Source organism: Microbacterium sp. LCT-H2, assembly GCF_001866135.1.
GTDB lineage: Bacteria > Actinomycetota > Actinomycetes > Actinomycetales > Microbacteriaceae > Microbacterium.
In genome coordinates this window covers 350057-375579 of sequence record NZ_MODW01000003.1, presented here as the reverse complement: position 1 = coordinate 375579, position 25523 = coordinate 350057, and the positions used below count along the sequence as shown (strand labels likewise).

The window sequence follows — 25523 nt, the reverse complement described above, 5'->3', positions numbered from 1 at the left end:
CTCCCCATCGACGGCCCGTCTGTCAAGGCCCGAGACGGCTGCCGACCGCGCTTCTACAGTGGGGTCTCGCCGCGCCGCTCCCGACGCCGCGGCAGGAGGATTCGACGATGACGGATGACTCGCTTCCCACGGAGGCGCTGCTCGATGGTCGCTACCACCTCCGGGAGTGCGTCGGGCAGGGCGGGATGGCGCGCGTGTACCGCGCGGAGGACTCGCTGCTCGGGCGCACGGTGGCCATCAAGATGCTCCGCGCGGAGACCGAGCAGGGGGCCGCCTCCGATCGGGCCCGCAGCGAGATGACCGTGCTCGCCTCACTCAACCACCCCGCGCTGGTCACGCTGTACGACGCGCAGTTGCATCCGGGACGGGCCGAGTACCTGGTGATGGAGTTCGTCGACGGTCCGACCCTCGCGGAGCGGATCGCCCAGGGGCCGCTGTCCTCGTCCGAGGTGGCGGCGCTCGCGGCCGATCTCGCGGAGGCCCTGCACGTCGTGCACGGCGCGGGGATCGTGCACCGCGACATCAAACCCTCCAACGTCCTCCTCACGGGGCGCTCCCTCGTGGGGAGCCGGTCGGGCGCCAAGCTCGCCGATTTCGGGATCTCGGTGCTCGTGGATGCGGCCCGGCTGACGTCGCCGGGGACAGTGATCGGCACCGCGGCGTATCTGGCGCCGGAACAGCTCAACGGCGCCGCGCCCGCGCCGCCCGCCGACATCTACGCACTGGGGCTTGTCCTGCGCGAAGCGCTCACGGGCGAGCGCGCCTTCGCGGAGGCGGAGGGGATCGGTGCCACCCTGGCCCGCTTGATCGAACCGCCCACGATCCCGGACTCAGTGGGTCCCGCCTGGTCCGCGCTGCTGCAGCGGATGACCGCAACGGACCCCGGGGACCGGCCGAGCGCCGCCGGCGTCTTCGCGGCGGTGTCCGCGCTCGCGCACGACCCCTCGATTCCCCCGCGGCCCGCGGTGCCGGCTCCGATCGCCGCGGCAGCGTTCGCGGAGCAGGCGTCGACCGCGCCGTCGGCGCCGACGCCGACCCTCGTGCTTCCTCGCCGCCAGCCCCCCGACGGGGTCGTTCTCCATACTCGGGGTCCGCGGATGCAGCGTGCGCGGCGACGCCGCGGACTCCTGACCGGAGCCGTGGCGGTCGCGGTCGCCCTCACCGTCGCCGGAACGCTCTGGGCCGCGGGAGCGCTCAACCCGAATCCCGTGGTGACCCCCGTCGACACCGAGCCGAGTCCGCGCTCGTCGCCCACACCGGCAGTCGTCGTGCCAGCGACCGTGCCGGAAGAGGCGGACGAGCCGGTGACCCCGGTCGACGCCCCCGCCCCGGAACCGAAGCCCGACCTGCCGGACGACAAGAAGGCCGAGAAGGCGCAGGAGGCCGCCGAGAAGGCCGCGCAGAAGGCCGCCGACGAGCAGCGGAAGGCCGAGGAGGACGCGCAGAAGAAGGCCGAGAAGGCGCAGGAGGCCGCCGAGAAGGACGTGGAGAAGGCCCAGGAGAAGGCCGAGAAGGCGAAAGAGGAGGACGCCGACCTCGAGGACTGAGTCCTCGGGCCTGCCCTCCGCTTCGGCGGTGCCGATGTCAGACGGTGAGACCCGCGAGCTGCCGGGAGGCGCTGCTCGACTCGGTCGGCTCCGGCACCAGGTATAGGCCGTGCAGCGTGTTCGCGGTGAACGCGAGCGCGTCCACCCACCGCCGGTTGATGGCCGGAGGCCTGTTGCCGAAGAACTTGAACACGATGTTCGAGTGCGCATGCACCCAGACCGTCGTCCGACCGCCCCCGACAGAGGCGTCTTCCTTCCACGAGAACGGCATCGGCTCGCCGCGCCGGAGCTTCGTCGTCATGACGAGCTGGATGTGTGTGAGAGGGCGGTCCTCGATCTCGATCTTCGGACCGCCCTCATAGATGAACCTGCCCATTCGATGGATCCTTCGTTCCATCTCCACAGGAACCCGTTGCCACGAGGCGCAACCACGCTGATCGCTGGTGGGGATGTCTCCACGCTCTCACCGATCCGAGCTCCGCACCACCCTACCTTCGGGCACCCGGCCGAGGCGGACGCCCCCGGCCTCAGATGCGGCGGGGGCCGGGGCCGTTCTCGCCGAGGGCGTCCTCCGGATTCAGCAGGCGGCAGGCCTTCAGGGACAGGCAGCCGCAGCCGATGCAGCCCGCGAGCTCGCGCTGCAGGTGCTCGAGCTGGGTCCGCCGCTCCTCGAGCTCGGCGCGCCAGCGTTTCGCCACGCGGCGCCAATCGCCGTGTGAGGGCGGGGCATCGACGGGCAGGGTCTGGAAGAGTTCCTGGACCTCGCTGAGCGGGATGCCGATGCGTTTGGCCACGACGATGATCGAGATCCGTCGCAGCATGTGGCGGCGATACCGCCGCTGGTTTCCGGGCGTGCGCGTCGAGGCGATGAGGCCGAGCTGCTCGTAGAAGTGCAGTGCGGAGGGCGCGACGCCCGTGCGTCGGGTGACCTCCCCGATCGGGAGGAGATCGTCCGGTTCCATCCGTCGCCCTTCCGTAGACCTCAACAATAGTTGAGGAACGGGCGGAACGGTCAGCGTGAGGTCGGCGGGTGCGCTGTGCCGCGTGCGACGCCCAGGGGGTTGTCATCCGGCGCGCGGTGTGGTCGGTGGGTGGCGCTACCGTGAACGGACACGACCACGGAGGGTTTTCCCATGACATCCGTCCTCGCCGGACTCGATCACATCCAGCTGCCCGTCGCCGACCTCGCGGCGTCCATCGCGTGGTACGAGCGTCTGCTCGGCTTCCGCGTCCTCACCCACTACGGGTCGAGCGCCATGCTCCGCGCCGAGGGTGGTCCCGACCTCATGCTGTGGGAGGCGCCAGGGCACGCGCCGATGAAGCTCACGGTGTCGGGGGAGGAGCGGCCGCTCTTCTTCCTGCGCACGACCGAGATCCATGCGCTCGCCGAGCGGTTCGCGGCGGAGGGCGTCGACGTGGTGAGCTTCGACGACGGCGGTTTCGCCCTCTTCCTGAAGTTCTTCGACCCGGACGGCACTTTGCTCGGACTCATCCAGCACGCCGCCTGAGCCCGGCATCGCGGGCGGGTCGTCGGGCTCCGCGGCCCTGTCGGCGGGTGCCGGGCTGGGCTATCGTCGGGGCACGGCTCCCTGCGGAGGGGCTGCGAGGAGGAGCGCATGGAGCAGGTCGACACGGTGATCGTCGGCGCGGGCGTGGCGGGTTTGACAGCGGCCCGGCTGCTGCAGGATGCCGGACGGACGGTCGTGGTGCTCGAAGCGCGCGACCGGATCGGCGGCAGAGTGCACACGGATCGGACCGACGGTGTCGTCGATCTCGGCGCCTCGTGGATCCACGGTGTCGACGGCAGTCCGGTGGCGGCGGCCGCCGAGGCCTTCGGCATGCGGACCGTGGAGTTCACCGTCGGCGGTTTCCAGGTGGACAGCCGGCCGATCGCCTATCACGGCCCCGACGGGCGCCCGCTCTCCGCCGAGGAGACACGCGCCTTCGCCGCCGATGTCCACGCGGTGGACGCCGTGCTCCCGGACATCATCGCCGCCTCCCGCCCCACGGCCTCCTACCGCGACGTCACGGACGAGGCCCTCTCGCGCCAGGGATGGAGCGCCGAGCGTACGCAGCGGGTGCGGGAGTACCTGGAGCATCGCGCCGAGGAGCAGTACGGGGCGTGGATCGAGGACCTCGCCGCGCACGGCCTCGACGACGACGCCATCGAGGGCGACGAGGTCGTGTTCCCCGACGGGTACGTCGTGCTCCCGGAGCGCCTGGCCGAAGGCCTCGACATCCGGCTGGAGCACCTCGTCACCCGTGTCGACTGGAGCGACGACGGCGTCTGGGTGCGGACCTCGCATGGCGACTTCTCCGGGGACACGACCGTCATCACGGTTCCCGTCGGCGTGCTGCAGGCCGGGACCGTGGAGATCGTCCCTCCGCTGCCGCCGGTGAACGCCGAGGCGCTGGGGCGGCTGCGCATGAACGCCTTCGAGAAGGTGTTCCTGCGGTTCCCCGCGCGGTTCTGGGAAGACGGGGTGTACGCCCTCCGGCAGCAAGGCTCCGAGGCGCGGTGGTGGCACTCCTGGTACGACCTCACCGCGCTGCACGACGAGCCGCTCCTGCTCACCTTCGCCGCCGGGCCCGCTGCCCTCGCGACGCGGGACTGGACCGACGCGCAGGTGCAGGCCTCGATCATGGCGCAGCTCCGCCGGCTCTACGGCGACGCAATCCCCGATCCGCTCGCGTTGCATCGCACGGCCTGGCAGGACGATCCGTTCGCGCACGGGTCGTACGCGTACATGACCGTGGGGTCGACCACCGCGGACCACGACGACCTCGCCACCCCGGTCGGCGGCGTGCTGCACCTCGCGGGCGAGGCCACGTGGACCGACGATCCGGCCACGGTGCCGGCGGCCCTGTTCTCCGGGCATCGTGCGGCGGAGCGCATCCTCGGGCGGGCGGTCCCGATCGAGCGGCTCTGGGCCCTGGACTGACACCGCGGGCGACGGCAGTGTGGCCGCCGACGCGCGCCCGGTCAACCCCCTGCATCAGCCGCGACGGGCGCACGTACGGTCGGGGGACCGAACAGAGGAGGAGAGCATGAGCGACCCCCAGAACACGCAGGGCACTCCGGGCGCCGACGAGGAAGCCGACACGGCGTCCGGCGGCGCCCCCGACGACAGCGGTGAGAACACCGACGACATGCTCGAGCGCGAGACGACGGACGACGAGGGCAAGCCCCTGGAGAATCCGTCCGGCGGGTGACCGCCGCACCGCCCGAGGGTCAGCCGCGCCCCAGCCGGCGCGGCTACCCTCGGGGCATGCGCCGAATCGCCCTCGTCCCTCTGCTTCTCGCCGTCGGCCTCCTCGCGGGGTGCGCCCAGATCACCCAGACCGCGGGTGATGCGTTCGGGGTCCCGGTGGTGGAGACGTGCGCGACCATCGATGGCGCGTACACGCAGTATCAGGAGCTGCTGAGTCAGGGCGACGCGTCCGCAGAACAGCTTGACGCCGCCCGCGACGACCTCGTCGCCACCCTCGACGGCGTCGCGGACGGTATGGACGGGCAGCTCGGCGACCTCATCCGCTCCGGCGCCGATCAGCTCGGCGGCATGACCGACCTTCAGGCCCCGGAGACCGTCGAGGCGATCGAGCGCCTCCACGACGGACTCTCCTCCTTCTGCGGCTGAGCGGCGGTGGGGAGTGCACGCCGATAGTTGCGAAACCGCAACTATCGGCGTATGGTTGATCTCGATCAACTTTCTATGCAGGAGCATTCCCCCGTGACACACACCTCATCCTCTTCCGAGACCGCGCGCTCGGCCCGCGAGGTCTTCACCGCGATCTCCGGCCTCATCGTCGGCATGTTCGTCGCCGTGCTCTCCGGCACGGTCGTCTCGACCTCGATGCCCGTCATCATCGCCGACCTCGGCGGCACCCAGTCGCAGTACACCTGGGTCATCACCGCGAGCCTTCTCGCCACCGCCGTCTCGACGCCGATCTGGGGCAAGCTCGCCGACCTCGTCGACCGCAAGGTCCTCATCCAGATCTCGCTCATCCTCTTCACGGTCGGCACCGTCATCGCCGGCTTCTCGACCGACACGAACATGCTCATCGCGGTCCGCGTCGTGCAGGGCATCGGCGTCGGCGGCCTCATGTCGCTCGTCATGATCGCCGTGGCCCTCATCATCTCCCCGCGCGAGCGCGGCAAGTACATGGGTGTCGTCGGCGGCATCATGGCCCTCGGCACGATCGGCGGCCCGCTGCTCGGCGGCGTCATCACCGACGCCTGGGGCTGGCGCGCCAACTTCTTCGTCGGCGTCCCGTTCGCGATCGTCGCGCTCGTCCTGCTGCAGTTCACGCTGCACCTGCCCAAGCCGCAGCGCGGCACCAAGGTGTCCATCGACTACTTCGGCATCGTCCTGCTCGCCGTCGGCGTTTCGACACTGCTGATCTGGGTCTCCATGGGCGGCAACCAGTTCGACTGGGACTCCGGGACCAGCATCGCCCTCGCCGTCACCGCGGGCGTCGCCATCGCCGCCTTCGTCGCGGTGGAGTTCTTCGTCAAGGAACCCATCGTCCCGATGTCGCTGTTCCGCAACCGCACCTTCACGCTGTCGGTCATCGCCTCGATCGCGATCGGCGTCTCGATGTTCGCGACCTCGGTCTTCCTCGCGCAGTACTTCCAGCTGGCCCGTGGCGCCACGCCGACCGAGTCGGGCCTGATGACCATCCCCATGATCATCGGTCAGATGGGCGCCTCGATCATCATCGGACAGCTCGTCAGCCGCTTCGGCAAGTGGAAGGGCTGGATGGTCACCGGCTCGATCCTCGCCACCATCGGTGTGAGCCTGATGGCCACTCTGCGCTACGACACTCCGTTCAGCCTGGTGGCCGTGTACATGTTCGTCCTCGGCGCCGGCCTCGGCATGGTCATGCAGAACCTCACCCTGATCGTGCAGAACGACACCGCACCGCAGCAGCTGGGTGCCGCGTCGTCGAACGTCAACTTCTTCCGCACGATCGCCGGCACCATCGGCGTGACCGTCATGGGATCGCTGCTGTCGACCAGCGTCGCCGACTTCATGAAGGACGGCCTGAAGGGCTTCGTCCCGACCACGCCCGACGAGATCAGCGCCCTGGAGCGCCTGGGCTCCGGAGACGTGCCGAAGGTGGGCGAGCTGCCCGACACGATCCGCACGATCGTCGAGAGCGCCTACGGGCACGGCATCGCGGACGCGTTCATCCTCGCCATCCCGCTGGCCGTGATCGCGATCATCGCGATCGCGTTCATCAAGAACAAGCCGCTGTCCACCAAGAACGCCGCGGAGCAGCTGCGCGAGCAGGCCGAGGAGTCCGTCATCGAGGTCTCCGAGGCCGAGGTCGGCGCGAACCTCTCGACGGGGGCGATCCGCACCGGGCAGGCCGGACCGACGACCACCACGGGGTCGGTGAGCGTGCTCGAGCGCGAGGATCGGAAGCAGGAGCGCTGACATGATCGCGTCCGAGGCGGTCGGCACCCCCGACGTCGACACCGCCCTCAGTGACCTCCAGGCGCATCTCAACCTCATCTTCGCGCGGACCCGGTCGCTGTGGAAGGAATCGGCGTCCCGGGTCCACCCGGAGCTGCAGGTGGCCGGTTACAAGCTGCTCACGTTCATCGACCGCGCGGGCTCTGCCAACGCGCACGAGCTCGCCGAGCGCTTCGAGATGGACAAGTCCGTCGTCAGTCGCCAGGTGCGGATGCTGGAGGACCTCGGGCTGATCGCCTCCGTGCCGGACGAGCACGACGGCCGGCTTCGGGTGCTCACCGCGACGCCGTCCGCCTGTACCGCACTCGCCGACGTCCGTCAGGCGTACGGCACCCGGCTCCGCGCCGTGATCGACGAGCTCACGCCCGCCGAGATCGAGGCCGCCTCCAAGGTGTTCCGACTCCTCGCCGAGGTCTGAGCGAAGCCCCGCGACCGCGTACGGTCGCGGGGCTTCGCCGTACACTGGCGATATGAGCGCCTCGCCCGACGACTCCGCCGACGGCGCCCCGATCGACGACCTCGACCAGGCGGTCGCTCGCGTCGAGCACGAGCTCGGCCGGCTGTTCGCGCGCATTCGTGTGGGATGGCGGGAAGCCGCCGTCACCGTGCATCCGGACCTCCAGCCGCTGGGCTACCAGGTCCTGACCTCGATCCTGGCCGGACGGGCGACCTCGGCCGGCGCCCTCATCGAGCGGCTGCAGACGGACAAATCCGCCGTGAGCCGACAGGTGCGCCAGCTCGAGCAGCTCGGACTCGTCGAGAGCATCCCGGATCCGGACGACCGCCGCGCCCGCGTCTTGGTGGCGACCCCGCTGGCCGAGGAGCGCGTCGCCCTCGCCCGCTCCCGCTACGAGGGACGCATCGGCGAGCGCCTGCGCGGCTGGACGGCCGCCGATCTCGACCACTTCGCGAACCTCGTCGCCGACCTGGGCGGTTGATGCACCCGGACCACGTGGTCGATTCACGGGAATACAGCGATGGGTCGTGTCCTTTGCCTCTCTGTGACTCTCTACGACTCCGCCGACTTCGGCTCGCTGCACCTGTCCAACCGCGTCGTCATGGCGCCCCTCACCCGCACGCGTGCGGACGCCGACGGCGTGCCGACCGCGATCATCGAGGAGTACTACCGCCAGCGCGCGGGGCAGGGGCTGATCATCTCGGAGGGGGTCTGGCCCGTCCTCGAAGGCAAGTCGTACCCCGGGCAGCCGGGCATCGTGACTCCGGCGCAGATCGACGGATGGCGTCGTGTGGCCGACGCCGTGCACGCCGAGGGCGGCACCATCGTCATGCAGCTCATGCACGGCGGCCGGGTGGGCCACCCGGAGATCTCCGGTGAGCCCCGCGTCGTCGCGCCGAGCGCCCTGGCCGCCCCTGGCCAGACGCGGACGCCCCAGGGCAAGGCCGACCTGCCGGTCGCGCACGCCCTCACCCTCGACGAGATCCCTGTGGTCGTCGAGGAGTTCGTCCAGGCCGCGCGCAACGCGATCACGGCCGGCTTCGACGGCGTCGAGGTGCACGGCGCCAACGGCTACCTCGTCCACGAGTTCCTGTCTCCCGTCTCCAACGTCCGCGACGATCAGTACGGCGGCTCGCCGGAGAACCGTGCGCGCTTCGCGATCGAGGTGACCACGGCGGTCGCCGCCGCGGTGGGTGCCGACCGGACCGGCATCCGGCTCTCGCCGGCCCACGGCATCCAGGGAGTCATCGAGGACGACGCGGCCGACGTCCTCGCGACCTACACCGCGCTCGCCGAAGGACTCGCCCCTCTGGGACTGGCCTTCGTCGATGTGCTGCACCCCGAGCCGGCCGGGGAACTCGTCCAGACCATCCGCCGGGCGTCGGGCGCTCCGCTCATCGTCAACACCGGCTTCGGCGTCGAGACCACCCGTGCCGCGGCCGAGGAGCTGGTGGCGGAGGACTGGGCGGACGCGGTCGCGGCCGGGCGTCCGGTCATTGCCAACCCCGACCTCGTGGAGCGCTGGCGGACCGGGGCCGAGCTGAACGAACCGCGCCCGGAGCTGTTCTACGGTTCGACCGCCGAGGGCTACATCGACTACCCCTCGCTGGAGGTCGCGCGCGCCGGCGAGTGAGGCGGAGCGCCCGCTGTCACACGACGATGTCGTCGGCCGTGTGCAGCGGGCGCCATCCGCTCTCTCGGATCCCGCGTCGGGGGAGGACGTCGGCGTCGGACAGCGGGCCGAGGTCGATCCCGGTGAGGGCGGACACCTCGGCGACCCGCACCTGGAAGGTGCGGAAGGCTTCGAGCGACGCGACGGCGAGAGCACCCTCCCGGGTGTCCACGAGCGCGGACTGGTCGAGGAGGAACGCGGCGGCGGCGAGTCGGCCCCCGGCATTCCAGGCTGCGATCTTCCAGTAGCGCAGAGGAACTCGGATGCCGCGATACGGCGGGTCGGCCTCGTCGAGCACGGGGGCGGTGAACACCGTGAGGCGCTGCGCGGTGGTCTCCGCATACACGAGCACGTGATCCTCCAGTCCGAGCCAGAGGTCTTTCGACTGGTTGAAGACGGCGGCCTGCGGCGCGGCGTTGGGGTAGGTGAATGTGGCCTCCATGGCCGCGCGCGCGTCGGCGAGCTCGCCCCAGCCCGGATCGCGGCGACGGACGAGATGCCCGCGGTCGAGGTCGTTCCCGGCGTAGACGGCGGGCCCCGCCTGCTCCTCCTCGGGAACCCGGGGGTCAAGATGCCACTCACCCGTCCGGGGGAGATCCCGCAGGCGGGCGCCGTCGATGGTGACGGCTGTCACCGCGGCGAGCCGCCGCTCCGGGTCCAGCAGCACCGTGAACCGCGGCGCCGGCAGGGTGCGCACCGTCATCGGAGGCGCGGGCAGGGGGAGCGGGATGCCGAGGAACCCGGGGTCGTAGCCGTCCGTCATGACCCCATCGTGCCCTGCCCCGCCGACACCGCCGCGCTTTCCCGACTGTCGCGTGCCGACTACGTTCGAGGATCAGGGCGAGACGGAGTTCGCGGGGAGGGCGTCGATGCAGGTCTTCGAAGGGTTCTATGCGACCGTCCGTGTCGAAGACATCGCCGGCGGGCGCCGGGTGGTGAAGGCCTTCCATCGCCCGGGGACCGCAGCGCGGGAGGCGGTGGCCCTCGCCGCGCTCGGCCGGATGACGCCGCCGGGGATCGCTGTGCCGGAGCTGATCTCGCTGCGGCGTGAGGGCGACCGCGAGGTCATGGTGCAGACCTATGTGCCGGGAGTGCCCCTCGCCGAAGCCACGCCGGAGCCGTCGTCCGCGGCGGCGCACGCTCTCGCCGAGCAGGTCGTGGACGTCGTGACCCACTGGCATGCGCAGGAGGGGCCCGCGTTCGAAGACCTCCGCGGCGGCACCCATCCCAGCTTCCTCGCCAGCTACTCCGCGGACGTCCGTGACCTCGGTTCCTGGCTCGAGGGGGCGGATCACATCGACCCAGGACTCCGGGAGCGTATCCGTGTGACGGCACGCGCGGTGCCCGACCTCCTCCGTCCGCTCGCCGATGACTCTCCCGTCTTCATCCACGACGACTGCCACGCCGGCAACTTCCTCGTCGATCCGGAGGGGTTCGTGTTGACGGGAGTGATCGATCCCGGTGCCGCGCGGTACTCGCACCGCGAGCTGGACCTGTTCCACCTCGCCGACGGGGCCGAGGGGCTCCGGCTCTGGGAGCGCGCAGCGGCCCGTCGTCCACTCGCCCGCGGGGCCTCAGAGCGGCGTGGCCTCTTCCGGATCTGGGACGACGTCAAGCATGCGCGCGCGACCGGCTGGTGGGACGACGAATGGTTTTTTCGGCGCCTCGGCGCCTTCGAGCAGGCGCGACATCAGCGCGCAGCACGGCGAGGCGGCTGAGCGTCAGGCCGCTCCGTTGTCCTCTGCGCGCCGTGCGGCGGCCTCGCGCATGCGGCGACGGATGCGAAGGACGACGAACACCAGGAGCAGCAGGATGAGCAGGCCGACGACCACGTCGGAGATCACGCCGCTCCACTGCTCGAGGATCGGCCGGATGGTGGGGCCGAAGGCGAAGCCCAGGCCGATCCAGATGCCGTTCCAGACCGCCGAGCCGACCAGCGTGTACAGCGTGAACTTCCACAGGGCCATTCGCTCGATCCCTGCCGGGATCGAGATGAAGGAGCGCACGAGAGGCACGCAGCGGCCGAACAGCACGGCGCCGCCTCCCCAGCGGGCGAAGAACGCCTCGGCCTTGTCGAAGTCGTCGTGGTCGAGGAGGGGGATGCGCCCGACGATGCGCCGCGTGCGGTCCCGGCCCACCGCGGCGCCGAGCGCGTACCAGAGCCACGCACCGACGAGTCCGCCGATGGTGGCTGCGGCCCAGGCGCCCCAGGCGTTCATCCGCCCGTCGTACGCCAGGAAGCCCGCTGCGGGGAGGATCGCCTCGGAGGGGATGGGGGGAACGAACGTCTCGATGAGCACCGCGAGACCGACACCGACCTCGCCGAGGGTCTCGATGAGGCTGAGCACCCAGCCGATGAAGCCGTCGTAGCCGGGGGCGGAAGCGGCGAGGGGCGAAGTGCCGGGGGTCATCGTGTCCTCTGTCGGGGGATCGCGGTGATCGTGCGGGATGCGGGGGCGGTCCGGGGGACCGATCGCTCCTGAACGGTATCCGGTGTACCTGGACTCCGCCTGCGTGCGTCGGGCAGCGGGACGGACGGGAATGACCGATCCCAGGTTTTGACATAGGTCAAAATCTCCCCTACCGTCGAGTCATGGCCACGGCGGAGAGCAGAGACGGCGACACCGACGCGATCAGCGGTGTCACCGCCGCGGAGATCTCGGAGAGCGTGCGCGACCTCGTCGAGCGGGGGACGCTCGTCGCGGGGGACCGTCTGCCCCCGGTCCGCACTCTCGCCGAGCGGCTGGGCGTGAATCGCAACACCGTCCTTGCCGCCTATCGCGCACTCGTCACCGCCCGCATCGCGACCACCGGCGGGCGCACCGGGACGACCGTGCTCGGCCCTGCAGCCACGCCGGATGAGGGCTTCACGCCCGGAACGGCACTCCGCGACATCGCCAACGGCAACCCCCAGGCCGCCTTGCTGCCCGACCTCGTCGCCGCTCTCGCGACCGTGCGTCCCCATCCCGTCCTCTACGGCGAATCCGTCATCGATGCCGAGCTCGCCGAGTGGGGGACCCGATGGATCGCGGAGGATCAGCCTCGTCCCTTCCGGCTCACGGTCACCGCGGGCGCGGTCGACGCGGTGGAGCGCCTGCTGGCCCAGACGCTCGCGCACGGCGACCGGGTGGGCCTGGAGGATCCGTGCTTCCTGTCCAGCATCCAGACCGCGCGGTTGGCCGGCTACACCCCGGTCGCGATACCGGTCGACGAGGAGGGGATGACGGTGGAGGGTGTCCGAGAGGCCCTGGAGAGCGGCGTGCGCGCGATCATCTGCACGCCTCGCGCCCACAACCCCACCGGCGCCAGCATCACTCCCGCCCGCGCCGAGGAGCTCCGCGAGGTGCTCGCTCCGCACCCCCACGTCCTGGTGATCGAGGACGACCACTTCTCGCTGCTCTCCCCGACTCCGTACGCCACCATCATCGGGCCCGCCCAGGAGCGCTGGGCGCTGGTGCGGTCGGTCTCCAAGTTCCTCGGCCCCGACATGCGGTTGGCCCTCACGGCGTCCGATCCGGTCACCGCTGAGCGGCTGGCCCTTCGGCTCAGTCCCGGCACCATGTGGGTGAGCCATGTCATGCAGCAGCTCGCGGCGACGATGCTGCGCGACGAGGGAGTGCACCGGCTGGTCGCGGAGGCAGGCGCCCGGTATGCCGCGCGCAACAGGTCCTTCGCCGCCCTCGCGTCCGCTCGAGGGCTGGATGTCGCCGCGGAGAGCGGGTTGAACGTGTGGATCGACGTCCGGGAGAATGCGGGGGTCGTCGCCACGCGGCTCGCGCACCGCGGATGGCTCGTGCGACCGGGGTCGGAGTTCGCGCTGGAGGACGAATCCGCCAGTGAACATCACCTGCGGCTGACCGTGCACGACCTCGATGACGCCGACCTGCGACGCCTGGCCGACGACGTGGCCGCCGCCTCCGGTCCGGCATCGGCCGAGGGGGACGGATGACGGCCGGAGACGCCGGGAGCGCGTTCCGGGTCGGGCGATCCTCGCGCCTCGACGGCGTGCTCTACGACCTGCGTGGCCCGGTCGCCGCGCGTGCGGCCGAGCTGGAGTCCCGCGGTGAACGGATCCTGCGCCTGAACATCGGCAACCCGGCGCCGTTCGGGTTCGAGGCGCCGCCGGTGATCGTGGAGGCTCTCCGCGAGGCACTTCCGCATGCCCACGGATACTCGGAATCCCCGGGGCTGCCGGAGACGAGGGAGGCGATCCGCGCGCACTACGCACGGCGGGCAGGCTTCCCGTCCCTCGGGATCGAGGCGGTGACCGTCGGCAACGGCGTGTCCGAGCTGGTGGGCCTCACGCTGCAGGCGCTGCTGGAGCCGGGCGACGAAGTCCTGATCCCGAGTCCCGACTATCCGCTGTGGACCGCATCGACCGTCCTCGCCGGGGGCGAGCCCGTGCATTACCCCTGTGTGGAGGAGGCCGGGTGGCTTCCCGACCTCGATGCCATGGCGGCTGCGATCGGCCCCCGGACCGTCGCCGTCGTCGTCATCAATCCGAATAACCCCACCGGGGCCGTGTACCCCAGGGAGACGCTGGAGGGCATCGCGGAGCTGGCCCGTCGCCACGGTCTGCTGCTGCTCTCGGACGAGATCTACGACCGGGTCGTGTACCCCGGGCTCACGCACGTCTCCACAGCGCAGGTCGCCCCCGACGTGCCGTGCATCACCTTCGCCGGACTGTCCAAGACCCATCGCGTCGCCGGGTACCGGGCCGCCTGGGCGCTGGCGACCGGGTTCGCTGCGGACGATCCGTTCCTGTCCGGCCTCCGGCTGCTGGCGTCGATGCGGATGTGTGCCTCGGTGCCCGCGCAGCATGCGATCACGGCCGCACTGGGGCACGACACATCGCTCGATGCGCTCGTCTCGGCGGACGGGCGGCTGACGGCGCAACGCGACGCCGCCACGGCGGCGCTCCGCGCGATCCCCGGCGTCGATGTGCACGAGGCGGGCGGTGGTCTCTACCTCTTCCCCCGCCTCGACCCTGAGGTCTACGGCATCCGCGACGACGAGCGCCTGGTGCTCGACTTCCTCGATGCGGAACGCGTCCTTCTCGTGCACGGTCGCGCCTTCAACGGTGCCGACACCGACCACGTGCGCATCGCCTTCCTGCCCGAGACGGAGACCCTGGTCGATGCGGTGCAGCGCTTCGGCCGCTTCCTGCAGGGGTACTCGCCGCCCGGCGCGTGAGGACACCTGACCCGGTGGAGTGACCGAGTGGCCAGGTCGCGGTCCGCAAGACCGTGTACGCAGGTTCGATTCCTGCCTCCACCTCCGATCCGGCTCTCGACGAGCCGTTCCCGACGAAGGGCATCTCCATGCAGAAGGACTTCATCCCGGCCGCCGCGCCGCTCATCGGCGACGACGAGGTGGCAGCCGTCGAACGGGTGCTCCGCAGTGGGATGCTCGCGCAGGGCCCCGAGGTGGCGGCGTTCGAGCGCGAGTTCGCGACCCAGTTCGTGGACGGTCGCACCACCGTCGCGGTCAACTCCGGTACGAGCGGGCAGCTCCTGGGACTGCTCGCCGCCGGTGTGGGGCCGGGCGACGAGGTGATCGTGCCCTCCTTCACCTTCGCGGCGGTCGCGAACTCCGTGGTGCTGGCCGGAGCGACGCCGGTGTTCGTCGACATCGAACCGACGCACTTCACCCTGGATCCGACCCGGGTCCGTGCCGCGGTCACCGCCCGCACGAAGGGCATCATGCCCGTGCATCTGTACGGGCACCCGTTCCTCGTGGACGGTATCGAGGAGGTCGCTCACGACCACGGTCTCGCCATCTACGAGGATGCTGCGCAGGCCCACGGCGCGGCGTGGCGAGGGAGGCCGGCGGGGACCATCGGCACGTTCGGCATGTTCAGCCTCTATCCGACGAAGAACATGACGGCGATCGAGGGCGGCATGGTGTCCTGTGCGGACGAGCAGGTGGCGCGCCGTATCCGTCTGCTCCGCAACCAGGGCATGGAGACGCAGTACGCGAACGAGGTCGTCGGCTACAACAACCGGATGAGCGAGGTGCATGCCGCAGTCGGTCGGGTGCAGCTCGGGCGGGTCGCCGCCTGGACCCGGCAGCGACAGGGGAACGCCGCGTTCCTCGACGCCGCGCTCGCCGGCATCGACGGCCTCACGGTGCCCGCGGTCGCGGAGGGCGCCGAGCACGTCTACCACCAGTACACGGTGCGGATCGCCGCGGGGGAGCGAGACCGGGTACGCGACGCTCTCCGCGACGAGCACGGGGTGGGTTCCGGCGTCTACTACCCGATCCCGAACCATCGGCTGCCCTCGCTGGCGCGCTTCGCTCCGACCGATGAGCTGCCGGAGACGGAAAGCGCGGCGCAGCAGGTGCTCTCCCTTCCCGTGCACCCGTCGCTCACGGCCGGGGATCTCGACCGGATCGTGACGGGGGTCGCGGCGGTGATGTCGGCCGGCGGCTGACTTCAGGCGGCGAGGCCGAGCCAGGCGCGGGGGGAGCGGCCCAGACGCTGGGTGAACGCCCGGGAGAAGGCAGAGGCGCTCGCATAGCCGAGGTCGGCGGCGACAGCGCTCACCGACATCCCCGCGCGGAGCTGCTCCTGAGCGATCGTGAGGCGCCACTCGGTGAGGTAGTCGCCTGGCGCGCGGCCCACGACGTCCTTGAAGCGCGCCGCGAAGGCACTGCGCGACATCGTTGCGGTCCGCGCGAGGGAGTCGAGCGTCCACGGTTCGCCGGGCGCCTCGTGCATCGCCACGAGGGCCGGGGCGAGGCGCTCGTCGGCCAGGCCGGGCAGCAGCCCCGGCGGCAGGGTCAGATCGCCGGAGTGGTCGAGCATCCAGCGCAGGAGCTGGATGAGGACGACCTCGAACATGCGGTCGGCCAGGAGGGGGCGTCCGCAGCGCACGTTGTCGACCTCGGCGAACAGGAGGTCGAGCGCCGGGCCGAGGGTGGACACCTCGTCGAGCGGAAGGACGATCACGGACGGGAGGGTGCGGACCAGGGGATGCGTCGCTCCGCCGTCGAAGTCGATCGTCGCGCAGGCGAAGTCGGATTCCTCGGTCGGGGCGTTGAGGAAGGTGTGATCGATCGGGCGGGGGAAGAACAGCAGGCTGGGGCGGGTGATCGTCTCGCGCTCGGTGCGGCCGTCAGGGCGCTGGTGCGTCACCTCCATCTCGCCGCGACGCAGCACGTGGAGGAAGCCGTGTCCCGCGCTCGCCGCGAAGGCGGTGGTGCCGCAGAGCGGTCCGGTATGGAACAGGCGACTGCGCACGCGGAAACGGTCGAGCAGTGGAGTGAGGCGGTCGAGCGGCGGCATACCCCCATTCTTCTGGACGATATGTGATGAACGCAAGACCAAAAGATGCGTATCGTACTTTCTTTTGCGGAAAGCTTAAGGAGAAGCCGAACCCGGCCCGTCCCGAAACAAAGGAGCAACCCATGCCCAACGTCCCTCTCGTCGACCGTGAGACCGCCACCGGCCCCGTCAAGGACCAGCTCGAGCAGATCGGCTCCGCCTTCGGCGCCGTTCCCGCCATGTTCCGTGCGGTCGCGAACTCGCCCGCCGCGCTCACCAGCATGTGGAGCGCGTTCGGCGCCTACGGTGGGGGCACGCTCGGCGCGGCCCTGGGCGAGCAGATCGCCGTCGCCGTCGCGAACCGCAACTCGTGCGGCTACTGCCTTGCCGCGCACACCGCGCTCGGCAGGAAGGCCGGCCTGTCGAAGGAGGTCCTCGCCGAGGCGCAGGAAGGCACCTCCGACGACCCGCGCACCGCGGCGCTGCTGGCCTTCGCGCTCAAGCTCGTCGAGGAGCGTGGCCAGGTGACCTCCGCCGATGTCGACGCCCTCCGCGCGCACGGCTGGAACGACGAGCAGATCGTCGAGACCATCGGCCAGGTCGCGCTGAACCTCTTCACGAACTACGTGAACATCGCGCTCGACGTGCCGATCGACTTCCCGACGGTGCCGCTGCGTCGCGCCGCCTGAGGTCGCGGGGAGCAGAGGCCGGATTCGCTGGGGGTCCGGCCTCTTCCGCTGCCCGGGCGTTCTCGTTAGACCTCGACCGCATCCAGCCAGTCGGTGAGGACGAGGGTGGCGAGTGTCTCGAGTCGGGGGCCGAGCGTGCGTGCCTGTTCCCGGATCCCCCGCGGGTCGATGCCGTGGTGATGCAGTTCGTGGGCGTGGCCGATGAGCCAGCGCTCGATGGCGCGGTGGTCGGCTTCCAGGTGGAACTGGAGGCCGAGAGTGCGCCCCACTGCGAAGGCCTGATGGGGGAAGCCGGGGGTGTGCGCCAGGGACTGCGCGCCGGCGGGGATCGCGAACTCGTCCCCATGCCAGTGCAGCACGGGCTCGCCGTCGAGAGGGGCCAGGACGGACTCCCGGCCCTCAGGGGTCAATGTGAGCGGGCCGAAGCCGATCTCGACCGCCCCGGTCGGCCGGACCGCTGCGCCCAGGGACTCGGCCAGGAGCTGCGCGCCCAGGCAGACACCGAGCGTGGCGCCGCCGCTGTCCAGCCGCGCCGCGACGGCGGCCTTCGAGGAGCGCAGGAAGGGGTAGCGATCGTCGTCGTACACCCCGATCGGTCCGCCGAGGACGATGAGCAGGTCCGCTCCTGCGACGGTGTGCGCGTCGAGCTCGTCGATGCCGGCATCGAGGAGGGTGATCTCGTAGCCGCGCTCCGCCAGCAGGGGAGCGAGGATGCCGAGGTCTTCGAAGGGGACGTGGCGGACGGCGACGGCCGTTCGGGGCGTGCGGGACGCAGACATGCACTCTCCTCGGATAGATTTGACCTATGCCAAAAATAGCACACCAGGTTCAGGGTGCCGAGGTGATCGTGCGCACGACGGGGATCCTGTTCGACTGCGACGGGGTGCTGGTTGATTCCGTCCCCTCGGCCGCGACCGCGTGGGGTGCCTGGGCCCGTCGGTATGCCCCGGGATTCGACTTCCTCCGAGACGCCCCGCACGGCATGCGGCCGAGTGAGGTGGTCGCGACGCTCGTGGAGCCGGAGCGGGTGGACGAGGCGACGGCCGACCTGCTCGCGCGGGAGCTCGACGTCGCGTCGGCCACGGCGGGTATCCCCGGGGCCGCCGCCCTGCTGGCCGCGCTGCCGCCTGACCGGTGGGCGGTCGCGACGAGCAGCAACAGGGCCGTCGCGACCGCGCGGATGCGCGGAGCGGGCATCCCGACGCCTACCGTGCTCGTCGCCGCCGAGGATGTGGACCGCGGCAAGCCTGCGCCCGACCCCTACCTCCGCGCCGCGCGTCTGCTGGGGCGGGACCCGGGGGACTGCGTGGTCTTCGAGGACTCGGCTCCGGGGATCCGTGCGGCGAGGGCGGCCGGCGCGGGGTTCGTGGTCGGGGTGGGCGCAGCCTCTGCGACGGCCCACCCCGACCTCGTCGTGCAGGACCTTTCCCGGGTGCGGTGGAGGGGGGAGGCGCTGCGTCTCCGGGTGGTCAACGGAGCGCGCTGAGGGCCTCGTCGATCACGTCCACCGCGACGTCGAGCTGCTCGTCCGTCGTCGTGAGGGTCGGCAGGAAGCGGATCACGTTGCCGTCGCTCCCGGCGGTGAGCAGCAGGATGCCGCGCTGGGCGGCGAACTCCGCGACCATGGAGGCAGCCCCGGCCAGCGGTCGTGTCGTACCTGGCGTGCTCAGCTCGAAGGCTTGCATGGCGCCGATCCCGCGAATGTCGCCGATGACGGCGTGGCGGGCGCGCAGCCTCTCGAGCCGCGCGGACAGGTGGGCGCCGATCCGTCGGGCGTCCGCGAAGAAGGTCCCGTGCTCGAGCTCGTCGAACACCGCGAGGGCGGCGGCGATCGAGACCGGGTTGCCGCCGAACGTGCCGCCGAGACCGCCGGGGTCGGGCGCGTCCATGATCTCGGCGCGGCCGGTCACTCCCGCCAGGGGCAGCCCGCCGGCGATGCCCTTCGCCGTGAGCACGAGGTCCGGCACGAGGTCGAAATGCGTGCTCGCGAACCACGTCCCGGTGCGCCCGAGGCCCGTCTGGATCTCGTCGGCGATGAACACCACGCCGTTCCGGGTGCACCACTCCTGCAGGGCGGGCAGGTAGCCCGCGGCGGGAACGACGAAGCCACCCTCGCCCTGGATGGGCTCGGCGATGACGGCGGCGAGGTCGTGGACGCCGATGCGCTGTTCCAGATGGGCGATCGTGCGCGCCGCGGCCTCCATGCCGTCGAGTCCGTCCCGGTACGGGTAGGAATTGGGGACGCGGTGGATGTCGGGGGCGAACGGGCCGAACCCGGTCCCGTACGGCGCCGCCTTGTGGTTCATCGCGAGCGCGAGGTTGGTGCGCCCGTGGAAGGCGTGGTCCAGGGCGGCGACGACGCGACGCCCGGTGTGCCGTCGGGCGATCTTCACCGCGTTCTCGACGGCCTCCGCCCCGGAGTTCGCGAAGGCCGTGCGGGTCTCGTGGGTGCCGGGGACCCTCTCCGCGAGCAGCTCGGCGAGGCGCACGTACCCCTCGTAGGGGGTGACGGTGAAGAGCGTGTGCGTGACCCGATCGAGCTGCTCCGTCGCGGCGGTGACGGCGGCGAGGTTGGTGTGGCCGATCGTCGTCACGCCGATGCCGCTGCCGAGGTCGAGGAAGCGGTTGCCGTCGACGTCGGTGACCCAGGGTCCGTCGGCGTGCTCGATGTAGACGGGCAGCACGCTGCCGACCCCGCGAGGGACGACGCGTTGCCGGCGCTCGTGCAGGGCGCGGCTCCGCGGCCCCGGCACCTCGGTGCGCAGGCGCGGAGTCGACAGCGAGGTGTCGGAGAACAGGCCGGGTGCGGACATGGGCAGGCTCCTTCGTGAGGGGGGTGTCGGCGGACGTGCGACGTGGTCCCGAAGCTATGTTAGATTTTGACCTATGTCAAAGTTCGAACCCGCGGAGGACGGCGCCGATCGCTACCCGACGGCGTTCACCGCCGCCGACTTCCAGGCCAACGTCGCGGCGGTGCGTGCGCGCATCGACGCCGCCGCCGAGCGGGCGGGACGCGAACCCGCTGCGGTGCACCTGCTCCCCGTGAGCAAGACCGTCCCGACCGATCGGGTGCGGGTGGCCATCGGTGCCGGCCTGCGTCGTCTCGGCGAGAACAAGGTGCAGGAGGCGGTACGCAAGAACCGGGAGACGGCCGACCTCGACGTCGATTGGGTGGTCATCGGTCACCTGCAGACGAACAAGGCGAGAGACATCGCCTCCTTCGCTGCCGAGTTCCAGGCGCTCGACCGACTCCGCGTCGCGGAGGCCCTCGACCGACGCTTGCAGGCCGCGGGCCGCAGCCTCGACGTGTACGTGCAGGTGAACACCTCGGCCGAGGACTCGAAGTTCGGGATGCCTCCGGAGGAGCTGCCGGGCTTCTTGAAGGCCCTGCCGTCCTACGGCGCCCTCCGTGTCCGTGGCCTGATGACGCTCGCGCTGCTCACGCCCGACGACGCCCGGGTGCGGGAGTGCTTCGCGCTCCTGCGCACGCTCCGCGACAGGGCGCGCGACGAGACTCCCGAACTCATCGGCGACGGTGCGCTGTCGATGGGCATGTCCGGCGACTACGAGATCGCCGTCGAGGAGGGCGCGACGTGCGTGCGCGTCGGGCAGGCGATCTTCGGCGCGCGATCCGTCCCCGACAGTCACTACTGGCCGGAGGGCTGACCCCGGCTCAGTCCTCGGTGCGGAACCCGGCCGCCTTGTGCGTGCCGTCGCAGAACGGCTTGAGTGCGGAGAGACCGCAGCGGCACAGCGCCACCGTGCGGCGCCGAGGATCGATCACCGTGCCGTCGCTCGCGCGCAGCTCGATCTCCCCGCGCACGAGCAGCGGGCCGTCGGGGTACGCGGTGACCGTGACCGGCTCCTCGCGACCGCTCATGCCGTCGTCCTCTCCCGCAGCGCCGAGCGGCCCTCGGTCCAGGCGTCCAGGGTGTGGGCTCCGGCCCACCCGTCGACCGTGAGGCACGCGGCCGCGCCGAACAGGATGTCCGCCAGCAATTCCGGACGGTCCTCGGCGAGGCTGCCCGCGAGGTCGCGGGCGGCGATCTGCTCGTGCACCGCGTCGGCCTCCACATGCTCCTCGAAGTACGCGGCGACCTCGTCGGCGAACCCCAGCCGGTGCAGGCCGTCGGCGTAGAACCGGCAGGGGATCGACGAGGTCATCTCGTATGCGGCGAGATGGCCGACGATGGCGCCGACGAGCCGGCGGTTGAGTCCGAACAGGCTCATCATGTTGTGCGAGGCGAGCGTGATCGCCGGGGCGTCGTCGAGATAGGCGCCGTACGTGTCGTCGAGTCCTGCGGCGCGCAGGGCCCGCGCATAGAGCTCCGCATGCACCCGCTGGGGTCGGCCGCCGCCGTACTCGTCGGACTGGATCTCCACGAGCGCGGCCTTGGGGCGGCCGGTGAGCCGCGGAATCGCCCAGGAGTGCGGATCGGCCTCCCGCAACGTGTACACCGATCGCAGGATCAGGGACTCCTCGGCCTGCTCGCGGGTGGCCTTCCGGGCGATGTGCCGGGACAGGCTGGGGCCGGTGTCCGCGGCGGCGAGGGCGAACAGGGCGCGACCGACGGCGTCGACCGTGGGTTCGGGAAGCTCGGGCACCGGCACGGTGTCACGCAGTGCGGCCTCGAAGGCGTCCTCGAGGATGCGGCGTGCCGTGACCACCCCGGCATCCCACTCGAGACTCGCATCCAGCTGCGGAAGCGAGCCGTAGGACGACGCGTAGAGGACGAACAGGCCGAGCTGGATGTCGTCATCCCGGACCACGTCGTCGCTCGCGGCGACGGCTGCGGCGGCGAGGTCGGGGAGGGTCGCGGCGTCGTCACCGCGACCCGTGAGGACGCCGAGGACGGCGCTCGACAGGGGGCCGCGCGGCGAGAAGGCGACGGCGGTGTCGGCGTCGAGGGTGGAGAGGGTCATGAGGAGGGGCTCCCATCGGATCGATCACCCGCATCCTCACGCGCGCGAGCGGAGACCACCAGGGACTTGACGCCGAGCCGGTCGGCAGGCAAGCGCGCCCGCCGTCACGGGCACCCGGCGAACACGTACCCCTCATCGTCCGGAGTGACGAGGTCACGATCGCGGAGCACGGTCGACGCCGGGGCGTCCGGGTCGGCGCACATCTCAGTGAACGGCCGGGGGAGCTGATCCGTGTACTCGATGTCCATCACGTGCGCCCCGTAGACCGCGGTGTACGCACCGCACTCCGCGTAGGCGGCGCATTCCTCCGTCACGGCGAAGTCGAAGCCCGCGCGCTCCTTCAGGACGTCCGCATGCTCGGCCGCGTTCTTCTGCCCGGCGGCGAGCCCGACACCGTGCGCCGCGTCGACGAGAAGCTCCGCGAGCGCGAGGTTGTCGTCCAGGCTCAGGGCGCCGCCGGAGCGCGAGAACGAATCGAGGTTGTCGAACTCGACCGCCTGGAAGCCGGAGTCCGCGCAGCCCTCGATCCACGGGATCACGATCTCGGCGATGAGGGATCGTTGCGCCGCGCTGCCGGTGTCCAGGAGGGCCTCGTCGGGCCAATCGGGGTCGAAGACCACCTCGTCGCCGTCGCGCAGGAGAAGGTCGTCGGGCCAGGCGTCGAGCTCGCCCGGCTGGGTCTGGAAGCCGTTGACGTAGCAGACGGAGTAGAGGCCGGCAGCCGACTCCGCGCTGCGGTCGCGCCCGACGATGCCCACCCCCTCGGGCGGATCGTAGGCGCCGCCGAGCTGGTAGTCGGGGAGGGCGCCGGTCGGAGGAAGTGCGACATCGGCCGACGACCCCGTTCCCTCCGCGGGGGGAGCGGGCGGCGCGGTGCAGGCGGCGAGAGCGAAGACCCCGACCGCGACCGACGCCGCCAGGGAGAGGTGTGTCGTCCTTCGACGGCGCCGCGGACGCGGGACGCTCATCGCGGCTGAGGCGTCGGCTGCGCGGGAGCGCCGACGGGCGGAGCCGCCGCCTCCGAGGGGTTCCGGCGGATGCCGATCCACGACACGACGCCGCCGAGCACGAGGAGCGCCGCCGTGACCCATGCTGCGTTGTGGAACCCGTCGAGGTCGAGCGTGCCCCCGACGATGGTCGACAGCATCGCGACCACCAGCAGACCCGCGACGCGGGAGACGGCGTTGTTCACGGCGGAGGCGATGCCGGAGTGGTTCTCGTCGATGGCCCCGAGGATCGCGGCCGTCAGCGGGGCGACGGTGAGCGACAGACCGAGACCCATCACGATCATGGCCGGGAGCACCTGCGCCCAGTAGTCGAAGGTGGCGTTCACGGTCAGCAGCATCAATGCGCCGACGGCCATGATCAGCGGTCCGATCGTCATGAAGATGCGCGGGCCCCAGCGCCCCGCCCACCCGCCGGCGCGGGAGCTCAGCAGGATCATGAGGATCGTCATCGGCAGGCTCGCGAGCCCGGCCGCCGTGGCGCTGAGTCCCGCCCCCTGCTGGAGGTAGACGCCGACCACGAAGCCGTTGAGGGAGAGCGCGGCGTACACGAAGAGCGTGGCGAGGTTGCCCCACCCGAAGTCGCGCACCCGGAACAGCCAGAGCGGCATGAGCGGTGTGGCCGAGCGGCCCTGGCGCCACAGGAAGACGGCGAAGAGCACGGCCCCGACCACGGCGGGGATCCAGATCGCGAGGGAGGTCCATCCGAGGTTCGGCTGCTCGATGAGGGCGAAGACGATGGCGCCCAGACCCAGCGCGCACAGTGCTCCGCTCCACCAGTCCACGCGGACGCCTCGCGGGTGCTCCGGTAGATGCAGGCGGGCGAGCAGCACCAGCGTCACCCCGATGGGGAGGACGTTGATGAGGAAGACGAAGCGCCAGGACAGGAAGTCGACGAAGAGTCCGCCGAGCAGGGGGCCGACCAGCTGGGCGGCCGTGGTGAAGGCGGTCCAGACGCCGATGGCCCTTGCCTGCAGGTCGCCGCGCATGGTCGCGGTGATGAGCGCGAGGGAGCTGGGGACGAGCAGGGCTCCGGCCGCCCCCTGCGCCCCGCGAGCCACGATGAGCATGAGCGGGTCGATCGCGGCGGCGACGGCGACGGACGCGATGCCGAAGGCGATGAGGCCGATCCGCATCACCAGCACCCGTCCGTAGGCGTCGGACAGGGAGCCGGCGAGCAGGATCAGCGCGCTGAGGGTGATGAGGTAGGCGTCGACGACCCACTGCTGCGTGGTGATCCCGCCGCCGAGCTCTTCACTGATGGCGGGAAGGGCGACGTTCACCACAGTCCCGTCGAGGAACGTGACGAACGAGGCCAGCACGGCAATCGCGATGACGAGCCGCTGGAGCGGGGCGAAGGATGACACAGGCCGACCTTACTCCGGGCGACGGACGCGAGGGCCGGTCAGTCGGCCGGAGTTCCGGTACCTCCCTGCAGGAGCCGTCGGAGCGCGGGGAGCCCGTCCCGTGCGTGCGCCGCGCGCTGTCGGGCCGCACCGGTCCCGTCGGCCCGCATCCGGTCGAGACCTTCCTGCACGGCGGCCGCATCGCCGAGGTCGTCCAGCACCGGCCCGATGTCGTCGATCAGGTGCTCCGCCACGGTCCAGGTCGGGCAGACCTCTCCGGTGAGCGGATCCACGATGCGGGCCGTCATCCCCGCTCTCGACGCCATCCAGATCGACGCGTCGATCGCCTCCGTCTCGTCGGCGACGATCCGCTGCCCGGACGACAGGGCGATCCCGCGGGTCAGCAGTGCGGAGAGAACGGCGTCCTCCGCAGTGAGCTGAGTGTCCGCGACGCGCGCCTCGACCGTCGGGTAGCGCTCCGAGAGGCGCACCGCCCACGAGAGGGAGGTGGCCTCGCCGATGGTTCCGAGGGCGAGGAGCTGGTCCACGCGCGCCCGGTAGTCGTCGAGGTCGGCGAACCGGGGCGGACACCAGGACGAGGGGAGCCGGCGGATGAGCATGCTCCGCCAGCTCGCGAATCCCGTGTCGAGACCGTTGCCGAACGGGCTGTTCGTGCTGAGAGCGAGCAGCAGCGGCAGCCAGGCGCGGAGACGGTTCAGGGCGCGGACCCGCTCCTCCTCGTCCGCCACCTCGACGTGCACGTGCAGACCGTTCACCTCGTGTTCGCGGGTGAGGTGCGCGAGCCGCCGCGCGACGTCGTCGTAGTGCGCCGACGGCGAGAGGCGCGGCGAGCGGAGAGTGGTGAACGGAGAGCCGGTCGGCGCCGCGATCGCGCGCCGGGCGCGTGCCTGCGTGCCGATGGCCGTGCGCATCGCCGTCAGCTGCTGGACGGCCTCGGCGCCGGTCCGCACCGGATCGGTGAGGGCCTCGACCTGCGAGGCCAGGTACTCGGTGGTCACGCGTCCGGCGATGACGTCATCGCCGATGCGCTCCAGGATGTCACCGCTGAGGGCGACGGGGACGAGCGAATCCTCGTCGAGCAGGAGGAACTCCTCCTCGATCCCGAAGCGCGTCATCC

Annotated in this window: 28 protein-coding genes and 1 tRNA gene; 17 read left to right on the top strand and 12 right to left on the bottom strand. The window is 71.1% G+C overall.

Going from position 1 to position 25523, the window contains the following annotated elements; genetic code table 11:
* Positions 1-107: 107 nt before the first annotated feature.
* On the top strand, positions 108-1547 hold the full coding sequence (locus tag BK819_RS10470; protein WP_071329070.1) for a serine/threonine-protein kinase: 1440 nt from the start codon (positions 108-110) through the stop codon (positions 1545-1547).
* A gap of 37 nt (positions 1548-1584) precedes the next feature.
* Here the strand turns inward: BK819_RS10470 and BK819_RS10465 are convergent, their stop codons facing one another.
* Positions 1585-1923 (bottom strand): ATP-dependent DNA ligase, encoded by a 339-nt coding sequence (locus BK819_RS10465; protein WP_071329069.1) that lies wholly within the window; start codon positions 1921-1923, stop codon positions 1585-1587.
* A 151-nt stretch (positions 1924-2074) separates the two neighbouring features.
* Positions 2075-2509 carry a redox-sensitive transcriptional activator SoxR gene (gene soxR, locus BK819_RS10460; protein WP_060922707.1) on the bottom strand — a complete coding sequence of 145 codons (435 nt, stop codon included), beginning with the start codon at positions 2507-2509 and terminating at the stop codon, positions 2075-2077.
* A gap of 171 nt (positions 2510-2680) precedes the next feature.
* Between soxR and BK819_RS10455 the strand changes: the two genes are divergently transcribed.
* The 8 genes from BK819_RS10455 (at position 2681) to BK819_RS10425 (ending at position 9117) form a co-directional block, all read left to right on the top strand.
* Positions 2681-3055 carry a VOC family protein gene (locus BK819_RS10455; protein ID WP_071329068.1) on the top strand — a complete coding sequence of 125 codons (375 nt, stop codon included), beginning with the start codon at positions 2681-2683 and terminating at the stop codon, positions 3053-3055.
* Positions 3056-3163: 108 nt separating this feature from the next.
* Complete coding sequence (locus BK819_RS10450; protein ID WP_071329067.1) at positions 3164-4489, top strand: NAD(P)/FAD-dependent oxidoreductase; 1326 nt, start codon at positions 3164-3166, stop codon at positions 4487-4489.
* Positions 4490-4595: 106 nt separating this feature from the next.
* Positions 4596-4760 carry a hypothetical protein gene (locus BK819_RS16820; RefSeq protein ID WP_177173823.1) on the top strand — a complete coding sequence of 55 codons (165 nt, stop codon included), beginning with the start codon at positions 4596-4598 and terminating at the stop codon, positions 4758-4760.
* Between the two features lie 56 nt (positions 4761-4816).
* Positions 4817-5185 (top strand): hypothetical protein, encoded by a 369-nt coding sequence (locus BK819_RS10445; RefSeq protein WP_071329136.1) that lies wholly within the window; start codon positions 4817-4819, stop codon positions 5183-5185.
* Between the two features lie 75 nt (positions 5186-5260).
* Positions 5261-6988, top strand: a complete 1728-nt coding sequence (locus BK819_RS10440; RefSeq protein WP_071329066.1) for an MDR family MFS transporter — start codon at positions 5261-5263, stop codon at positions 6986-6988.
* A gap of 1 nt (position 6989) precedes the next feature.
* A complete protein-coding gene (locus BK819_RS10435; RefSeq protein WP_071329065.1) occupies positions 6990-7445 on the top strand; it encodes a MarR family winged helix-turn-helix transcriptional regulator in 456 nt (151 codons plus the stop codon).
* 52 nt (positions 7446-7497) lie between these two features.
* Entirely contained in the window at positions 7498-7965 is a 468-nt protein-coding gene (locus BK819_RS10430; RefSeq protein WP_071329064.1) for a MarR family winged helix-turn-helix transcriptional regulator, read from the top strand.
* Between the two features lie 39 nt (positions 7966-8004).
* Complete coding sequence (locus BK819_RS10425) at positions 8005-9117, top strand: alkene reductase (protein ID WP_071329063.1); 1113 nt, start codon at positions 8005-8007, stop codon at positions 9115-9117.
* A 16-nt stretch (positions 9118-9133) separates the two neighbouring features.
* Here the strand turns inward: BK819_RS10425 and BK819_RS10420 are convergent, their stop codons facing one another.
* Positions 9134-9919 carry a DNA/RNA non-specific endonuclease gene (locus tag BK819_RS10420; RefSeq protein WP_071329062.1) on the bottom strand — a complete coding sequence of 262 codons (786 nt, stop codon included), beginning with the start codon at positions 9917-9919 and terminating at the stop codon, positions 9134-9136.
* A gap of 52 nt (positions 9920-9971) precedes the next feature.
* On the opposite strand from BK819_RS10420, the gene BK819_RS10415 reads away from it, so the two are divergent.
* Positions 9972-10874 (top strand): phosphotransferase, encoded by a 903-nt coding sequence (locus BK819_RS10415; RefSeq protein WP_177173822.1) that lies wholly within the window; start codon positions 9972-9974, stop codon positions 10872-10874.
* A 3-nt stretch (positions 10875-10877) separates the two neighbouring features.
* Here the strand turns inward: BK819_RS10415 and BK819_RS10410 are convergent, their stop codons facing one another.
* Entirely contained in the window at positions 10878-11567 is a 690-nt protein-coding gene (locus BK819_RS10410) for a DedA family protein (protein ID WP_071329060.1), read from the bottom strand.
* Between the two features lie 182 nt (positions 11568-11749).
* Here BK819_RS10410 and BK819_RS10405 point away from each other — a divergent pair, with 182 nt between their 5' ends.
* From BK819_RS10405 to BK819_RS10390, 4 genes are all read left to right on the top strand, one after another.
* The gene (locus BK819_RS10405; protein ID WP_071329059.1) at positions 11750-13105 is read left to right on the top strand and encodes an aminotransferase class I/II-fold pyridoxal phosphate-dependent enzyme; all 1356 of its coding nucleotides are present in this window, start codon (positions 11750-11752) and stop codon (positions 13103-13105) included.
* Positions 13102-14349 (top strand): aminotransferase class I/II-fold pyridoxal phosphate-dependent enzyme, encoded by a 1248-nt coding sequence (locus BK819_RS10400; RefSeq protein WP_071329058.1) that lies wholly within the window; start codon positions 13102-13104, stop codon positions 14347-14349. The genes BK819_RS10405 and BK819_RS10400 overlap by 4 nt, the downstream gene beginning before the upstream one ends.
* A 13-nt stretch (positions 14350-14362) precedes the next feature.
* A tRNA-Cys gene (locus tag BK819_RS10395) sits at positions 14363-14433 on the top strand.
* 44 nt (positions 14434-14477) lie between these two features.
* Entirely contained in the window at positions 14478-15590 is a 1113-nt protein-coding gene (locus tag BK819_RS10390) for a DegT/DnrJ/EryC1/StrS aminotransferase family protein (RefSeq protein ID WP_071329057.1), read from the top strand.
* 2 nt (positions 15591-15592) lie between these two features.
* Here BK819_RS10390 and BK819_RS10385 read toward each other — a convergent pair whose 3' ends face one another.
* Positions 15593-16444 carry an AraC family transcriptional regulator gene (locus tag BK819_RS10385; protein ID WP_071329056.1) on the bottom strand — a complete coding sequence of 284 codons (852 nt, stop codon included), beginning with the start codon at positions 16442-16444 and terminating at the stop codon, positions 15593-15595.
* Between the two features lie 122 nt (positions 16445-16566).
* Between BK819_RS10385 and BK819_RS10380 the strand changes: the two genes are divergently transcribed.
* Entirely contained in the window at positions 16567-17112 is a 546-nt protein-coding gene (locus BK819_RS10380) for a carboxymuconolactone decarboxylase family protein (RefSeq protein WP_071329055.1), read from the top strand.
* Between the two features lie 65 nt (positions 17113-17177).
* Here the strand turns inward: BK819_RS10380 and BK819_RS10375 are convergent, their stop codons facing one another.
* A complete protein-coding gene (locus tag BK819_RS10375) occupies positions 17178-17891 on the bottom strand; it encodes a glutamine amidotransferase (RefSeq protein WP_071329054.1) in 714 nt (237 codons plus the stop codon).
* Positions 17892-17917: 26 nt separating this feature from the next.
* Here BK819_RS10375 and BK819_RS10370 point away from each other — a divergent pair, with 26 nt between their 5' ends.
* Positions 17918-18598: an HAD-IA family hydrolase gene (locus BK819_RS10370; protein ID WP_071329053.1), complete on the top strand. Its 681-nt coding sequence runs from the start codon at positions 17918-17920 to the stop codon at positions 18596-18598.
* On the opposite strand, the gene gabT is transcribed toward BK819_RS10370, so the two are convergent.
* Positions 18582-19925, bottom strand: a complete 1344-nt coding sequence (gabT, locus tag BK819_RS10365; protein WP_071329052.1) for a 4-aminobutyrate--2-oxoglutarate transaminase — start codon at positions 19923-19925, stop codon at positions 18582-18584. The two genes, BK819_RS10370 and gabT, sit on opposite strands and share 17 nt — an antisense overlap.
* 73 nt (positions 19926-19998) lie before the next feature.
* Here gabT and BK819_RS10360 point away from each other — a divergent pair, with 73 nt between their 5' ends.
* Positions 19999-20778: a YggS family pyridoxal phosphate-dependent enzyme gene (locus tag BK819_RS10360; RefSeq protein ID WP_071329051.1), complete on the top strand. Its 780-nt coding sequence runs from the start codon at positions 19999-20001 to the stop codon at positions 20776-20778.
* A gap of 7 nt (positions 20779-20785) precedes the next feature.
* Here the strand turns inward: BK819_RS10360 and BK819_RS10355 are convergent, their stop codons facing one another.
* The 5 genes from BK819_RS10355 to BK819_RS10335 all read right to left on the bottom strand — a co-directional run bounded on the left by BK819_RS10355 (position 20786) and on the right by BK819_RS10335 (position 25521).
* Positions 20786-20992: a CDGSH iron-sulfur domain-containing protein gene (locus BK819_RS10355; RefSeq protein ID WP_071329050.1), complete on the bottom strand. Its 207-nt coding sequence runs from the start codon at positions 20990-20992 to the stop codon at positions 20786-20788.
* Positions 20989-22035: an iron-containing redox enzyme family protein gene (locus tag BK819_RS10350; protein ID WP_071329049.1), complete on the bottom strand. Its 1047-nt coding sequence runs from the start codon at positions 22033-22035 to the stop codon at positions 20989-20991. The genes BK819_RS10355 and BK819_RS10350 overlap by 4 nt, the downstream gene beginning before the upstream one ends.
* A gap of 104 nt (positions 22036-22139) precedes the next feature.
* Positions 22140-23003, bottom strand: a complete 864-nt coding sequence (locus BK819_RS10345) for an endo alpha-1,4 polygalactosaminidase (protein WP_083391752.1) — start codon at positions 23001-23003, stop codon at positions 22140-22142.
* Positions 23000-24406, bottom strand: a complete 1407-nt coding sequence (locus BK819_RS10340) for an MFS transporter (protein WP_071329048.1) — start codon at positions 24404-24406, stop codon at positions 23000-23002. Before BK819_RS10340 ends, BK819_RS10345 begins: the two co-directional genes overlap by 4 nt.
* A gap of 38 nt (positions 24407-24444) precedes the next feature.
* Positions 24445-25521 carry a YbdK family carboxylate-amine ligase gene (locus tag BK819_RS10335; RefSeq protein ID WP_071329047.1) on the bottom strand — a complete coding sequence of 359 codons (1077 nt, stop codon included), beginning with the start codon at positions 25519-25521 and terminating at the stop codon, positions 24445-24447.
* Positions 25522-25523 lie beyond the last annotated feature (2 nt).